13 protein-coding genes and 1 riboswitch are annotated in these 13,834 nt (G+C 66.6%); of the genes, 9 read left to right on the top strand and 4 right to left on the bottom strand.

Annotated features, from left to right (window positions below):
* Positions 1–15 precede the first annotated feature (15 nt).
* The 4 genes from FFS49_RS24055 (at position 16) to metF (ending at position 3,800) form a co-directional block, all read left to right on the top strand.
* A complete protein-coding gene (locus FFS49_RS24055) occupies positions 16–750 on the top strand; it encodes an RNA polymerase sigma factor FliA (RefSeq protein WP_006484033.1) in 735 nt (244 codons plus the stop codon).
* 109 nt (positions 751–859) lie between these two features.
* A riboswitch (S-adenosyl-L-homocysteine riboswitch) is annotated at positions 860–975 on the top strand.
* A 32-nt stretch (positions 976–1,007) separates the two neighbouring features.
* Positions 1,008–2,426, top strand: coding sequence for an adenosylhomocysteinase (gene ahcY, locus FFS49_RS24060; RefSeq protein WP_039346797.1), 1,419 nt, complete (start codon positions 1,008–1,010; stop codon positions 2,424–2,426).
* Between the two features lie 162 nt (positions 2,427–2,588).
* Positions 2,589–2,942: a phage holin family protein gene (locus FFS49_RS24065; protein ID WP_006477367.1), complete on the top strand. Its 354-nt coding sequence runs from the start codon at positions 2,589–2,591 to the stop codon at positions 2,940–2,942.
* 27 nt (positions 2,943–2,969) lie between these two features.
* Positions 2,970–3,800 (top strand): methylenetetrahydrofolate reductase [NAD(P)H], encoded by an 831-nt coding sequence (metF, locus tag FFS49_RS24070; RefSeq protein WP_039346795.1) that lies wholly within the window; start codon positions 2,970–2,972, stop codon positions 3,798–3,800.
* A gap of 89 nt (positions 3,801–3,889) precedes the next feature.
* Here the strand turns inward: metF and FFS49_RS24075 are convergent, their stop codons facing one another.
* Positions 3,890–5,368, bottom strand: coding sequence for an amidase family protein (locus FFS49_RS24075; RefSeq protein ID WP_105815125.1), 1,479 nt, complete (start codon positions 5,366–5,368; stop codon positions 3,890–3,892).
* An 82-nt stretch (positions 5,369–5,450) separates the two neighbouring features.
* Complete coding sequence (locus tag FFS49_RS24080; protein WP_039346793.1) at positions 5,451–6,143, bottom strand: dienelactone hydrolase family protein; 693 nt, start codon at positions 6,141–6,143, stop codon at positions 5,451–5,453.
* 223 nt (positions 6,144–6,366) lie between these two features.
* On the opposite strand from FFS49_RS24080, the gene FFS49_RS24085 reads away from it, so the two are divergent.
* Positions 6,367–7,446, top strand: coding sequence for a nitronate monooxygenase (locus FFS49_RS24085; protein ID WP_105815101.1), 1,080 nt, complete (start codon positions 6,367–6,369; stop codon positions 7,444–7,446).
* A 416-nt stretch (positions 7,447–7,862) separates the two neighbouring features.
* A complete protein-coding gene (locus FFS49_RS24090) occupies positions 7,863–9,005 on the top strand; it encodes a branched-chain amino acid ABC transporter substrate-binding protein (protein ID WP_039346789.1) in 1,143 nt (380 codons plus the stop codon).
* An 84-nt stretch (positions 9,006–9,089) separates the two neighbouring features.
* On the opposite strand, the gene FFS49_RS24095 is transcribed toward FFS49_RS24090, so the two are convergent.
* Complete coding sequence (locus FFS49_RS24095; protein ID WP_171026822.1) at positions 9,090–10,307, bottom strand: MFS transporter; 1,218 nt, start codon at positions 10,305–10,307, stop codon at positions 9,090–9,092.
* A 230-nt stretch (positions 10,308–10,537) separates the two neighbouring features.
* On the opposite strand from FFS49_RS24095, the gene FFS49_RS24100 reads away from it, so the two are divergent.
* The 3 genes from FFS49_RS24100 to FFS49_RS24110 all read left to right on the top strand — a co-directional run bounded on the left by FFS49_RS24100 (position 10,538) and on the right by FFS49_RS24110 (position 13,256).
* A complete protein-coding gene (locus tag FFS49_RS24100) occupies positions 10,538–11,197 on the top strand; it encodes a pyridoxamine 5'-phosphate oxidase family protein (RefSeq protein WP_105815100.1) in 660 nt (219 codons plus the stop codon).
* 365 nt (positions 11,198–11,562) lie between these two features.
* Positions 11,563–11,856, top strand: coding sequence for an H-NS histone family protein (locus tag FFS49_RS24105; RefSeq protein WP_006491875.1), 294 nt, complete (start codon positions 11,563–11,565; stop codon positions 11,854–11,856).
* Positions 11,857–12,098: 242 nt separating this feature from the next.
* The gene (locus tag FFS49_RS24110; RefSeq protein ID WP_039346781.1) at positions 12,099–13,256 is read left to right on the top strand and encodes a cation diffusion facilitator family transporter; all 1,158 of its coding nucleotides are present in this window, start codon (positions 12,099–12,101) and stop codon (positions 13,254–13,256) included.
* Between the two features lie 48 nt (positions 13,257–13,304).
* Here the strand turns inward: FFS49_RS24110 and FFS49_RS24115 are convergent, their stop codons facing one another.
* Positions 13,305–13,775, bottom strand: a complete 471-nt coding sequence (locus FFS49_RS24115; RefSeq protein WP_011882933.1) for an Lrp/AsnC family transcriptional regulator — start codon at positions 13,773–13,775, stop codon at positions 13,305–13,307.
* Positions 13,776–13,834 lie beyond the last annotated feature (59 nt).

Consider the following 13,834-nt stretch of genomic DNA (forward strand, 5'->3'; position numbering starts at 1 on the left):
CGGAAGGAGAGAGCCATGATGTACAACGCTCAAGGAAAGATGTCCCAGGCCGACGTGCTCGCGCAGTATGCGCCGCTCGTGCGACGCCTCGGGCTGCAGCTCGTCGCGAAGATGCCGGCGAGCGTCGACCTCGACGACCTGATCCAGGCCGGCATGATCGGCCTGATGGACGCGGCCGGCCGCTACAAGGAAGACCAGGGCGCGCAGTTCGAGACCTACGCGACCCAGCGTATCCGCGGTGCGATGCTCGACGAACTGCGCAGCAACGACTGGCTGCCGCGCAGCCTGCGCAAGACGTCGCGCGAGGTCGAGCACGCGGTGCACCAGGTCGAGCAGCATCTCGGCCGCTCGGCGAGCGAGACCGAGATCGCGCAGCACCTGAACATGCCGCTCGACGAATACCAGGGGATGCTGCAGGACCTGCACGGCAGCCAGCTGATCTACTACGAGGATTTCGACCGCGCGGCCGACGACGAGCCGTTCCTCGACCGCTATCGCGTCGATCACGCCGATCCGCTGTCGGCGCTGCTCGACGAGCACCTGCGCGAAGCGCTCGTCGAAGCGATCGAGCGGCTGCCGGAGCGCGAGAAGCTGCTGATGTCGCTGTATTACGAACGGGGTCTGAATCTGCGCGAGATCGGCGCGGTGCTCGAAGTGAGCGAATCGCGCGTGTGCCAGCTGCACAGCCAGGCCGTCGCGCGCCTGCGCGCACGGCTGCGCGAACAGGCGTGGGTCGGCGCGGAGTCCTGACCCTTTCCTGACGGCCACGCGCGCCGACGGCGCGCGCTTGTGCCGGGTACGCACCGTATGTGCGCCGTGCTTGCGCATTCAGCGCGCCGATTTGCTACAATCCTCTCCGCTTTCCGAGGAGCGTTGCGACGGACCACTCTGTGTCCGCCAGGCTCGGAAGGCTTCACCAAGCAGCCGTGCGGCACAACCGCCTCGGCCCCGCTTCCTGAACGGCGCTCACGTCACCAATCTAGAAACTTTTTAGAAAGGAGGGCGTGATGAACGCCATTATCGATTCCAAAGCTACCCACGATTACGTCGTCGCCGACATGGCGCTGGCCGGCTGGGGCCGCAAGGAACTGAACATCGCCGAGACCGAAATGCCGGGCCTCGTGCAGATCCGTGACGAATACAAGGCACAGCAGCCGCTGAAGGGCGCGCGCATTGCCGGTTCGCTGCACATGACGATCCAGACGGGCGTGCTGATCGAGACGCTGAAGGCGCTCGGCGCGGACGTCCGCTGGGCCTCGTGCAACATCTTCTCGACGCAGGACCACGCTGCTGCCGCGATCGTCGAAGCCGGCACGCCGGTGTTCGCGTTCAAGGGCGAATCGCTCGACGAGTACTGGGAATTCTCGCACCGCATCTTCGAATGGCCGAACGGCGAATTCGCGAACATGATCCTGGACGACGGCGGCGACGCAACGCTGCTGCTGATCCTCGGCGCGAAGGCCGAGAAGGACCGTTCGGTGATCGCGAAGCCGACCAACGAGGAAGAAGTCGCGCTGTACAAGTCGATCGCGAAGCATCTCGACGCCGACCCGACCTGGTACTCGACGCGCCTCGCGCACATCAAGGGCGTGACCGAAGAAACCACGACCGGCGTGCACCGCCTGTACCAGATGGAAAAGGACGGCCGCCTGCCGTTCCCGGCGTTCAACGTGAACGATTCGGTCACGAAGTCGAAGTTCGACAACCTGTACGGCTGCCGTGAATCGCTGGTCGACGGCATCAAGCGCGCGACCGACGTGATGATCGCGGGCAAGGTCGCGGTCGTCGCGGGCTACGGCGACGTGGGCAAGGGCTGCGCGCAATCGCTGCGCGGCCTCGGCGCGACCGTGTGGGTCACCGAAATCGACCCGATCTGCGCACTGCAGGCGGCGATGGAAGGCTACCGCGTCGTGACGATGGAATACGCGGCCGACAAGGCCGACATCTTCGTGACGGCCACCGGCAACTACCACGTGATCAACCACGATCACATGAAGGCGATGCGCCACAACGCGATCGTCTGCAACATCGGTCACTTCGATTCGGAAATCGACGTCGCGTCCACCCGCCAGTACCAGTGGGAAAACATCAAGCCGCAGGTCGACCACATCATCTTCCCGGACGGCAAGCGCGTGATCCTGCTGGCGGAAGGCCGCCTCGTGAACCTCGGCTGCGCGACCGGCCACCCGTCGTTCGTGATGTCGAACTCGTTCGCGAACCAGACGCTCGCGCAGATCGAACTGTTCGTGCGCGGCAACGAGTACGAGAACAAGGTGTACGTGCTGCCGAAGCACCTCGATGAAAAGGTCGCACGCCTGCACCTGGCGCGCATCGGCGCGAACCTGTCCGTGCTGTCGGACGAGCAGGCTTCGTACATCGGCGTGCAGAAGGACGGCCCGTTCAAGCCGAACCACTACCGCTACTGATCCGGTGCGCCGCTGCCGCGGTGCCGTGCGCGCGTCACTCGCGCGCACCCGGTACGGCGGCACGGCGCGGGATCGCCGGCTGTCGCGGCGCGCCTTCGGGCACCCGCGGCGGCCGGCAGCGGCCACTGATCGTACCGATCGACAACCGAACCGGAGCACTCCATGAGCGTCATCCTCACCTGGGTCATCAACGCGCTCGCGCTGCTGATCATCACGTACCTCGTGCCGTCGATCCACATCAAGAGCTTCGGCACGGCACTGATCATCGCGGTCGTGCTCGGCCTGATCAACACGGTGATCCGTCCGGTGCTGATCCTGCTGACGCTGCCCGTCACGATCGTCACGCTCGGGGTGTTCATCCTCGTCGTGAACGCGTTGTGCTTCTGGTTCGCGTCGTCGCTGCTGAAGGGCTTCGAGGTGTCGGGCTTCTGGTCCGCGTTCTTCGGTTCGATCCTGTACAGCATCGTGTCGTGGCTGCTGTCCGCCCTGATCTTCGGTCAGCGCGACATCGGCTGAGGCACCCGGGCCTGTTCCCTCAGAATCATGAAAACGATCGAACTCTCGTTTGAATTCTTCCCGCCGAAGACGGCGGAAGGCGTCGAGAAGCTGCGCGCCACGCGTGCGCAGCTGCTGCCGCTGAAGCCGAAATTCGTGTCCTGCACGTTCGGCGCCGGCGGTTCGACGCAGCAGGGCACGCTCGATACGGTGCTCGACATGCAGAAGGACGGCCTCGAGGCCGCGCCGCACCTGTCGTGCATCGGTTCGTCGCGCGACAGCCTGCGCGCGATCCTCGACCAGTACCGCTCGTACGGCATCCGCCACATCGTCGCGCTGCGCGGCGACCTGCCGTCGGGGATGGGCGAAGTCGGCGAACTGCGCTACGCGTCGGAGCTCGTCAGCTTCATCCGCGCCGAGCACGGCGACTGGTTCCACATCGAGGTTGCCGGCTATCCGGAGTACCACCCGCAGGCGCGCTCGCCGAAGGCCGATCTCGAGAATTTCGCGCGCAAGGTGAAAGCCGGCGCGAATTCCGCGATCACGCAGTACTTCTTCAACGCCGACGCGTATTTCCGCTTCGTCGACGATGCTCGCAAGCTGGGTGTGGACGTGCCGATCGTGCCGGGCATCATGCCGATCACGAACTTCTCGCAGCTGATGCGCTTCTCCGAGATGTGCGGTGCGGAAGTGCCGCGCTGGGTCGCGCGCCGGCTCGAGAGCTTCGGCGACGATCGCGAGTCGATCCGCGCGTTCGGCGCGGATGTCGTCACGGGCCTGTGCCAGCGTCTGATCGACGCGGGCGTGCCCGGGCTGCATTTCTATACGCTGAACACGGCGGCCGCGACGCGGACGATCTGTGAACGGCTCGTCATGTAAGCGCGCTCACGCGATTGCATGCGTCGAAGCCCCGCCGGCCGTGCCGGCGGGGCTTTTTTTACGATGACGGCGGCGCGCGGCCGCGTGCGTCAGCGCTGCGCCTGCATCAGCGGCGGGCGGCGCTCGAACCACGGCCGCGCCTGTTCGAGCTGCCGGGCGAGCCGGAGCAGCAGCGCGTCGTCGGCGTGACGCGCGGCGAACTGCACGCCGATCGGTAGCCCGCGCGCGTTCCAGTAGAGCGGCACCGACATCGCCGGCTGGCCGGTCAGGTTGAACAGCTCGGTGCAGCCGGCCCACGTGAACGCCTTTTCCGACGACTTCGCGAGCATTTCCTTCAGCAGCGGCTTCACCGGCAGCGCGCCGAGCACCTTCATCTGCGCCGCTTCGAACGGCGTCGGCTGCAATTCGCCGATCTTCACCGGCGGGCCCGCGAGCGACGCACACAGGATCGCGTCGTAGCGCGACACGAGGCCGGCCACCTGCACGGTGAGCTGGCGCTGCCATTCGAGCACGTCCGGCAGGCGCGTGCGCGCAAGGCGCCGGCCGACCACGGCCATCGCCCACGTCGCGGCCTCGAATTCGCCGCGCTTCGGCGTGCGGCCGGTCAGCGCGCGCGCGCCGAGCACCATCTCCTCGGCGATCGTCGCCCACAACGTGACGAAGGTTTCGGCCGCACGCGCGTAGTTGACCTGCAGTGTCGCCGGCTCGACATGGTGGCCGAGCGATTCGAGCAGCGCGGCCGCGTCGTCGAGCGCCGCGCGCGTGTCGTCGGCCAGTGCCGGCGCGAACATCGGGTCGAGCACGAGGCCGATCCGCAGCGAGCCGGGCGGCGTGTCGAGCTCGCCGAGGAACGTGCCGGGCGCGCCGGCCGGCAAGGTCTGGCCGGTCGTCACGTCGAGCAGCAGCGCGCTGTCGCGCACGCTGCGCGTGACCGCATGCTGGACGACCAGTTCGCCGTTCGACGGCAGGTCGACGAGTACCGGGTTGCGGCTCGGCTTCAGGCCGAACAGCCCGCAGCACGACGCCGGAATGCGGATCGAGCCGCCGCCGTCGGACGCATGCGCGATTGGCACGATGCCGGCCGCGACGGCCGCCGCCGCACCGCCGCTCGAGCCGCCGGGCGTGTGATCGAGATTCCACGGGTTGCGGCACGCGCCGAACAGTTCCGGTTCCGTGTACGGCATCTGGCCGATCTCCGACGTGTTGGTCTTGCCGAACACGTTGAGACCGGCTGCGCGGCTGCGCGCGATCACCGGCGAATCGTCGGCGGGCACGAAATACCGGTAGTGCCGGCTACCCATCGACAGCGGCAGCCCGGCGACCGCCGCGCCGAGATCCTTCACGAGATAGGGCACGCCGGCGAACGGCGCGTCGGCGCCGCCGTCGGGTGTGGCGGCCGCACGCTGGCGTGCGGCTTCGTAGTCCTGCAGCACGATCGCGTTGATCGCGCCGTTGACCGCTTCGGCCTGGCCGATCGCGGCGTCGAGCAGTTCGCGCGGGCTCGCCTTGCGTTCACGTACCAGTGTGGCAAGGCCGATCGCGTCGTGCGCGAGATAGTCCGAATGCATCGCTGTCATCCCCGTTGTGACTCGTGGCGATGACAGCAGCATAACGCGGGCCCGGTACGCGGGGGCCCGCGGCCGGCCGTTTTTAGAGGTGCTCGGCGAGGAAGGTCAGCGTGCGGCCGTGCGCGAGCGCCGACGCGCGCTGGTTGTACGACGCGCGGTCCGTGCAGTTGAAGCCGTGCTCGGCGCCCGGATACACGTGGAACGACGCATCGCCGTGGCCGGCGAAGGCGGCCTTCACCTGGTCGACGGCCGTGAGCGGGATGGCGTGGTCGTCTTCGGCGTAGTGGAACAGGATCGGCTGCGTGATCTTGCCGGCGAGGTCGAGCGCGTTCTGGATGCCGCCGCCGTAGTAGGCCACGGCCGCATCGATCTTGCCGGTCGCGGCCGCGCGGTACGCGAGCTGGCCGCCGAAGCAGTAGCCGATCGCGGCGATCTTGCCGGCCACTTCCGGGCGCGCGCGCAAGGCATCGGCGGCCGCGCCGATATCCGCGACCGCGAGACCCACGTCGGTCTTTTTCATCAGCTCGATGCCTTTGTCGCGATCCGCGCCTTCGTAGGTCAGCTCGACGCGCGGCTGCGTGCGCCAGAATACGTCCGGCGCGAGCGCGACGAAGCCGTCGGACGCGTACTGGTCGGCGACCGCGCGGATATGCGAGTTCACGCCGAAGATCTCCTGGATGATGATGACGGCAGGGCCTTTGCCGCGCTTGGGCAGCGCGAGATAGCCGCCGAAGCTGTCGTTACCGGCGGGGATGTCGATCCATTGGGCAGTCACGTTCTGAACTCCTGGCGAACGGGGTGCGCGGTGCGCGCCCCGGGGTGAAAGAGGGCGGCCTAGTGTGCCACCGATCCTGTGTCATTGCAGCGAACGCGCCCGCTTCTCGCGCAGCGATCGTTTCGATCTCGATTATTCATTTTTCGGCGCCGCGCCGCTTCGATAGAGTCGATGCGCCGGCCTTTACAAAGCGCTTTCGCGCATCGTCATCGAAGGATTCGCCATGTCTGCCCGTCTGTTCTCCACGCCCTTTTCCGAACGCTTCGGCCTGCGCCTGCCGCTCGTGCAGGCGCCGATGGTCGGCGCGACCACGACCGCGATGGTCGCCGCCGCGTCGAATGCCGGCGCGCTCGGCAGTCTCGGCGCCGCCGCGTTCGCGCCCGAGCGCCTTGCGACCGAGGTCGAAGCCATCCGCGCGGCGACCGATCGCCCGTTCGCGGTCAACCTGTTCGTGCTGCCCGATGCCGCGCCCGACGCGGCGACCGTCGCCCGTGCGCTCGCCGCGATCGACCCGCTGAATGCAGCGCTCGGGTTGCCGCCGGGCACCGCGCCCGCACGCTACGCGCCCGACTTCCGCGCGCAGCTCGACGCACTCGTGGCGTTGCGCGTGCCCGTCGCGAGCTTCACGTTCGGTGTGCTCGATGCGGCCGACGTCGCGCGCCTGAAGGCGGCCGGCACCTACGTGATCGGCACGGCGACGCACGTGGCCGAGGGCCTCGCGTGGCAGGCGGCCGGCGCCGACGCGCTGTCCGCGCAGGGCGCCGAGGCGGGTGGCCATCGCGGCACGTTCATCGGTTGCGCCGATGATGCGCTGATCGGCACGCTCGCGCTCGTGCCGCAACTGGTCGACGCAACCGGCCTGCCCGTGCTCGCCGCGGGCGGCATCATGGACGGCCGCGGGATCGCGGCCGCGCTTGCGCTCGGCGCGCAGGGCGCACAGCTCGGCACCGCGTTCCTCACCCGCACGGAAAGCGCGATCGCGGCGGACTGGAAGGCGCGCCTGCTCGCGAGCGCCGACACGTCGACGCAGGTCTCGCGCGCGATCACCGGCCGCCACGCGCGCGGGCTGCGCAACACGTTGATGGCCCGGCTCGGCGAACGCGTGGCCGACGCCGCGCCGTACCCGGTGCAGAACGCGCTGACGCAGCCGCTGCGCCAGGCCGCCGCGCGTGCCAACGACGGCGAGTACCTGTCGCTGTGGGCCGGGCAGGGCGCACCGCTCGCGCGGCGGCGCGGCGATGCGCTGACGACATCGCGGCTCGTCGCCGCGCTCGATGCCGAATGGCGCGCGGCGGCTGCCTGAATCGTTCGTATCCGACGACGAAACGCGCGTTGTCACGCGCGTTTCATTCAACGATCACGGGCACAAAATACCGAATCGAAATGCCCCGGGAATGTTTTGAAACGACCTTTCAGGAAGTCGTCCGGAATTAGCGGAAACCCTTATCCGGCGGGGCTCGCAGCGATACTCGAGTAGTCGTTCCAAAGTACGCATATCGGTAGTGTTACCACTACCCCAAAAAAGTCCCACAAATTAATTTGATCACCTACACTTGCGCGCAAGTACGGACGGGCGGCCGCTAAAAGCGGTGGTTTTCACGTGCTTGAGGCCAAGTGCATGAACGATGCAACCGGCGAATCGTCCAGTGATTGCAAACACAGGGATGGCAGCGGGGCACCGGGCGATGGCGTTTATTGGGACCGAAACTGGAGACTTACATGAATATCAAGATGCAAAAGCTGTTGCCGATCACCGCGGCCGCGATGTTGTGTGCTGCAGCTGCGGGCAACGCAGCGGCCGATCAAGTCGTCAAGATCGGCCACGTCGCGCCCTTGACGGGCGGCATTGCACACCTGGGCAAGGACAACGAAAACGGCGCACGTCTCGCGGTCGAAGAGATCAACGCCAAGGGTCTCACGGTCGGCGGCCAGAAAATCACGCTGCAACTCGACCCGCAGGATGACGCGGCCGACCCGCGGCAGGCCACGCAGGTTGCGCAGAAGCTCGTCGACGACAAGGTCGTCGCGGTGGTCGGCCACCTGAACTCGGGCACGTCGATCCCGGCCTCGAAGATCTACAGCGATGCGGGCATCGTGCAGATTTCGCCGTCGGCGACGAACCCGGCCTACACGCAGCAGGGCTTCAAGACCACGTACCGCGTGGTGGCCACCGATGCGCAGCAGGGCCCGGCACTCGCGAACTACGCGCATTCGAAGGGCATCAAGAGCGTGGCCGTGGTCGACGATTCGACCGCGTACGGCCAGGGTCTCGCGAACGAGTTCGAGAAGAAGGCGAAGGCGCTCGGCCTGAAGGTGGTGTCGCATGACGCGACGAACGACAAGGCGGTCGACTTCCGCGCGATTCTGACCAAGATCAAGGGCGAGAATCCGGACGCGATCATGTACGGCGGCATGGACGCAACGGGCGGCCCGTTCGCGAAGCAGGCGAAGCAGCTCGGCCTGCGCGCGAAGATCTTCGCGGGCGACGGCGTGTGCACGGAAAAGCTGGCCGACCTGGCCGGCGACGCGACCGACAACGTGGTGTGCTCGGAAGCCGGTGCTTCGCTCGAGAAGATGTCGGGCGGCGCAGCGTTCAAGGCGAAGTACGAGAAGCGCTTCGGCCAGCCGATCCAGATCTACGCACCGTTCACGTATGACGCCGTGTACATCATCGTCGATGCGATGAAGCGCGCGAACTCGGCGGATCCGGCGAAGATCCTCGCCGCGATGCCGGCGACGAACTACTCGGGCGTGATCGGTACGACGACCTTCGACTCGAAGGGCGACCTCCAGCACGGCGTGATCTCGCTGTACAACTACAAGGGCGGCAAGAAGTCGCTGCTCGACGAAGTGAAGATGTAACGATACAAGCGGTCAACAGAAGGGGTGAAAGCGCGCATGCGGCAACGCATGCGCGCTTTCTTTTTGGCCGGCGCGGCCGCGCCGTCAGATCTTCAGCCGCGCCAGCACCTTCGGAGCGACGGCCGCGACGAGCGCCGCGCACAGCGCGACGACGGACAGGCCGATCGTCAGGTTCGACGCTTGCGCGACGGCGCCGATCACGACCGGACCGAACAGCATGCCGAAATACGCGAGGCCGGCCACGTGCGCGAGCCCTTCGGCCGCATGGATGCCTTTCACGCGCGCGGCGGCCGCGAACAGCACCGGCATCATGTTCGCGAGGCCGATGCCCATCAGCGTGAAGCCGGTCAGCACCGTGGCCGGATACGGTAGCAGCAGCGCGCCGATCATCCCCGCGCAGGCGAGCGACGCGCTCGCGAACACGAGCTGCGGTGCGCCGAAGCGGGCACGCACGGCGTCGCCCGCGAAGCGCGCGATGGCCATCCCGCCCGAGAACGCGGCATAGGCGGCGCTCGCGAGCGCGGGGCTCGCCACGACGACGTCGCGCATATAGACCGTCGCCCAGTCGTACATCGCGCCTTCGGCGATCAGCGCGACGAGCGCGATGCCGCCGAGCATCCACAACGCCGGCGAGCGCCAGCGGTTGCCGCCGCCGTGCGCGTGCTCGTGGTGCGGCACGTGCGGCAGCACGGCCGGGCTGGCGGCCACGAGCACCGTCGCGCTGGTCGCCGCCGCGAGCGCGAGATGCACGGCCGGCGCCATGCCGGCCGACAGCAGCGCGCCGCCGGCGGCCGCCCCCGCCATCCCGCCGATGCTGAACATGCCGTGCAGCGACGACATGATCGGCCTGCCGATCGCAATTTCGACCGCGCTGGCCTCGGCGTTCATCGCGACGTCGAGCGTCGCCATCGAGAAGCCGAACAGCGCGAGCACGGCGAGCAGCATCGGGTAATCCGGCACGACGAGGATCAGCGCCGCGCAGGCCGACATCACGAGCCCGCCCGCGAGGCACGCGGTGCGCGAGCCGACCCGCGCGATCCAGCGCGCGATGGTCAGCATCGCGGCGATCGAGCCGACGGCGACCGCGAACAGCGCGATCGACAGCAGCCCGGGGTTCAGCGCGAACTTGTCGCGCACGGTCGGCACGTGCACGCCCCACGACGCGAACATCATGCCGGCGACGAAGAACAGCGCCATCGACGCCGCGCGCGCCCGCTGGCGGGCCGGTAGCGACAGCACGCGATGCGCGTCGGGCGGCGCGGCGAACGGGGACGACGATTCGGGGGAGGAGGATTCGGACACGATGACGCTCATCAAAAGAAATGCACGGACGCACGCGGCGCCCTTCGGATTCGTCCGATTCTATCGAACCGCTTACGATCCTGCCGGGCGTTGGCCGTTCGGCCGGAGACCCGCGTTCGGCCGCATCGACTGCCTCGGCCGTTCGGCCGATGCGCGGCGCGGCGCGCCCGCGAGTAACATCGGAGCGCATGGCGTGCCCGGCGCGCCGCCCTTCGACCGCAGGAGTCCTCTTGAACATCGATCCCGCTCTCGCCGTGCATCTGCTGCACCGCTGCGCGCTCGGCACGCTCGCCACCCATTCGCGCGATCCGCAGGGTTTCCCGTATCCGACGGTCGTCCCGTTTGCACCCGATGCAAGCCATCGTCCCGTGCTCCTCGTGAGCGGCCTCGCGGAGCACACGCGCAATCTGGCCGCCGATCCGCGCGCGGGCTTCCTCGTCGTCGACGCACCCGGCGGCGACGTGCTGAACGCAGAGCGCGCGACGCTGCTCGGCCGGTTCGTGCCGCTCGGCGACGATCCGCACGTCACCGCGCGCTACTGCCGTTATGAGCCGGATGCCGCGCGCTATCTCGCGCTCGGCGATTTCACGTTCTGGGCACTCGACGTCGAACGGCTGCGCTATATCGGCGGGTTCGGGCGCATGGGCTGGGTCGACGGCACGCATCTCGATGCGCTGCCGCCGCTCGCGTTCGACGAGGAACAGGCGTTATGGGACGCGTACGATGCCGGCGCCGCGCGCCGCGACGGGCTCGAACTGCTCGGTGTCGATCGCCACGGCGCCGACTGGCGGCATGATGGCCGCCGCGTGCGCACACCGTTTGATACGCCATTGACCGACGCGGGCGAGTTGCGCGAGCGGCTGATCGCGTGCGCGCGGGATGTGACGTGACGCCGCGGATACCGGCCGGTCCGCGCATTGCCCGTTTAGCGAGTCGCACCATCCGATTTTCGTAAAACTGTCGTCCGATGAAAGCTTCTATTTTTCAAATGCAGGGTAATTGCGTATGTTGATAGGCCTAATAGCCAATCGCTAATGTCCTAATCTCTGTGTAGGAACGTAAAAATTTGAGAAAAGGCCGCGACCGGTCAAAATGACACGTGTGAATTTCAATTGATCTCGGGATTTTCATGAATCTCGCTTCTATCAAATCTTTTTTGTGCTAATCTCTGCCTTCGAAAATCCGAGGCACATATATTTCATGAATGGTGAGCTGGCTGCAGACCGGCGCCATTGGTCAGATAGAAAGGGAAACTATGTCTTCTTACAAGGACCTGCTGGCCCAGCGGGAGAAGCTGGAGAAGCAAATCGAAGAAGCAAAGTCGCGTGAATACGCTGAAGTGCTGAATGACGTGAAGCAGAAAATTGCCGACTACGGCTTTTCGCTCGCCGAACTCGGTCTCAGCCGCGCGAAGGCAGGTAAGGTTGGCCGTCCGCGCGCAGGCGTTGCCGCGAAATATCGCGATCCGGAAACGGGCGCGACGTGGTCGGGCCGCGGCAAGCCGCCGCGCTGGATCGCAGGCAAGAACCGCGAGCAGTTTGCGATTTAAACGCCTGTTTAAATCGCCTGCTCTTCAAAAGAGCCGCGTGTCCGTCAAGGAGCGCGGCTTTTTTGTTTTCAGCGGTCGCCGGTCACATGGTGTTGTCATGAAAGTGTAATGATCCGGTGTGAATGAAAATGCGACCTGTTCGCATAAGCGATTGATTTAAATAAGAAATTTGTGGGTATTGGCGGGGTTCGCGGGGCGCACTTGATAGAATCGGGTTTCCGCACACCCATATCCCATATTTCATGTCCACGTTTTCCGGCGACGCGCAGAGCGCAGATAAGCACGCGGTTGCACGCAAGAGCACGTTCGTCAGTATTGTGCTGAATGTCGTGCTTGCGACATTTCAGATCGTCGTCGGCGTGATCGCGCATTCGCAGGCATTGATTGCCGACGGCGTGCATTCGATTTCCGATTTGATCTCGGATTTTGTCGTGCTGGTTGCGAATCGGCATAGCGGCGCGTCGCCGGATGCCGACCACAATTACGGCCACAGCCGCTATGAGACCGTCGCCTCGCTGTTTCTCGGCGCGATCCTGATTGCGGTTGGCGTCGGCATGCTCTGGCGGGCCGGCGACCGTCTCGTTAATCTCGAAAACATTCCGGCGGTACATTTTTCCGCGCTGCTCGTCGCGCTGACGGTGCTCGTGTCGAAGGAGGCGCTGTTTCGCTACATGCTGCGCGAAGCGCGGCGCGTGCGCTCGGCGCTGCTCGTCGCGAACGCGTGGCATGCGCGTTCGGACGCCGCATCGTCGCTCGTCGTTGCGATCGGCATCGTCGGCAGCCTGGCCGGCGTGCGGCTGCTCGACCCGATCGCGGCGGCGATCGTCGGCTTCATGGTCGCGCGCATGGGCTGGACGTTCGGCTATGACGCGTTGCAGGACCTCTCCGATCGCGCGCTTGATACGACCGATACCGCCGAGATCCGCGCGCTGCTCGCGGCGACGCCGGGCGTGCGCGACGTGCATGACCTGCGCACGCGCAAGATGGGCGATGCCGCGCTCGTCGACGCGCACATCCTCGTCGATCCGAAAATCTCCGTCTCCGAAGGGCACTACATCGCCGAGACCGCGCGTGCGCGCGTGCTGACCGACCCGCGCGTGCTCGATGCGCTGATCCATGTCGATCCCGAGAACGACGCGGCGCGCCGTCCGGCACTCGCGCTGCCGCCGCGCGGCGAGATCGTGGCACGGGTCGAGGCCGCGCTCGCGCAGCGCGGGCTGCATGCGGCGGCCATCGACCTGCATTACCTGAGTACGGGGCTCGAGATCGACGTGACGCTTGCCTGCGATACGCACGACACCGACGCGGCGCTGGCCGGCCGGCTCGACGCCGACGCGCTGAAGCGCGAGTTCGGCGCGCGCCGGATCGGCTTCACGCGCACGATGCCCGCGCAGGCGTGACCCGCCGCGGGCACACGGGACGGAAGGCCGCCGGCGCGTGCCGGCGCGCTACAGCGGCAGTTGCGTGTCGAACTTGATCTCGCGCAGCACGACGCTCGTGCGCACCTGCGACACGGCGGGGATCTTGAAGATGCGCTCGTGCAGGAACACGTCGTAGGCCTTGATGTCCGGCGCGACGATCTTGAGGATGTAATCGGCTTCGCCGGTCGTGCTGTAGCACTCGGTGACTTCCGGGCAGGTCGAGATCTCGCGCTCGAACTGCTCGACGCCGCCTTCGTTGTGGCGGGTCAGGTGCACGTGCGCGAGCGCGCAGACGTGCAGGCCGAGCTTCTCGCGATCGAGCAGCGCCGTGTAGCGCTGGATCACGCCCGACTGTTCCATGTCCTTGATGCGGCGCCAGCACGGCGTGCTCGACAGGCCGACCTGGTCCGAGATTTCCTGGACCGAGCGGCGCGCGTCGAGCTGCAACAGGCGAAGGATTTTTTGCGAAAAGGAATCGAGCGTCACCTGCGCCTCCATGCGGCAGCTACAACACGCTGAATGTTAGAGGGCCGGGAAAGGAAAGGCAATCTGGCGTC

The organism is Burkholderia sp. 4NA327C6 (assembly GCF_005502655.1).
Classification (GTDB): domain Bacteria; phylum Pseudomonadota; class Gammaproteobacteria; order Burkholderiales; family Burkholderiaceae; genus Burkholderia; species Burkholderia contaminans.

Excerpts from the sequence above, each read along its gene's own strand:
- FFS49_RS24055 (WP_006484033.1), top strand. The coding sequence starts at position 16 with ATGATGTACAACGCTCAAGGAAAGATGTCCCAGGCCGACGTGCTCGCG.
- ahcY (WP_039346797.1), top strand. The coding sequence starts at position 1,008 with ATGAACGCCATTATCGATTCCAAAGCTACCCACGATTACGTCGTCGCC.
- FFS49_RS24065 (WP_006477367.1), top strand. The coding sequence starts at position 2,589 with ATGAGCGTCATCCTCACCTGGGTCATCAACGCGCTCGCGCTGCTGATC.
- metF (WP_039346795.1), top strand. The coding sequence starts at position 2,970 with ATGAAAACGATCGAACTCTCGTTTGAATTCTTCCCGCCGAAGACGGCG.
- FFS49_RS24075 (WP_105815125.1), bottom strand. The coding sequence starts at position 5,368 with ATGCATTCGGACTATCTCGCGCACGACGCGATCGGCCTTGCCACACTG.
- FFS49_RS24085 (WP_105815101.1), top strand. The coding sequence starts at position 6,367 with ATGTCTGCCCGTCTGTTCTCCACGCCCTTTTCCGAACGCTTCGGCCTG.
- FFS49_RS24090 (WP_039346789.1), top strand. The coding sequence starts at position 7,863 with ATGAATATCAAGATGCAAAAGCTGTTGCCGATCACCGCGGCCGCGATG.
- FFS49_RS24105 (WP_006491875.1), top strand. The coding sequence starts at position 11,563 with ATGTCTTCTTACAAGGACCTGCTGGCCCAGCGGGAGAAGCTGGAGAAG.
- FFS49_RS24110 (WP_039346781.1), top strand. The coding sequence starts at position 12,099 with ATGTCCACGTTTTCCGGCGACGCGCAGAGCGCAGATAAGCACGCGGTT.
- FFS49_RS24115 (WP_011882933.1), bottom strand. The coding sequence starts at position 13,775 with ATGGAGGCGCAGGTGACGCTCGATTCCTTTTCGCAAAAAATCCTTCGC.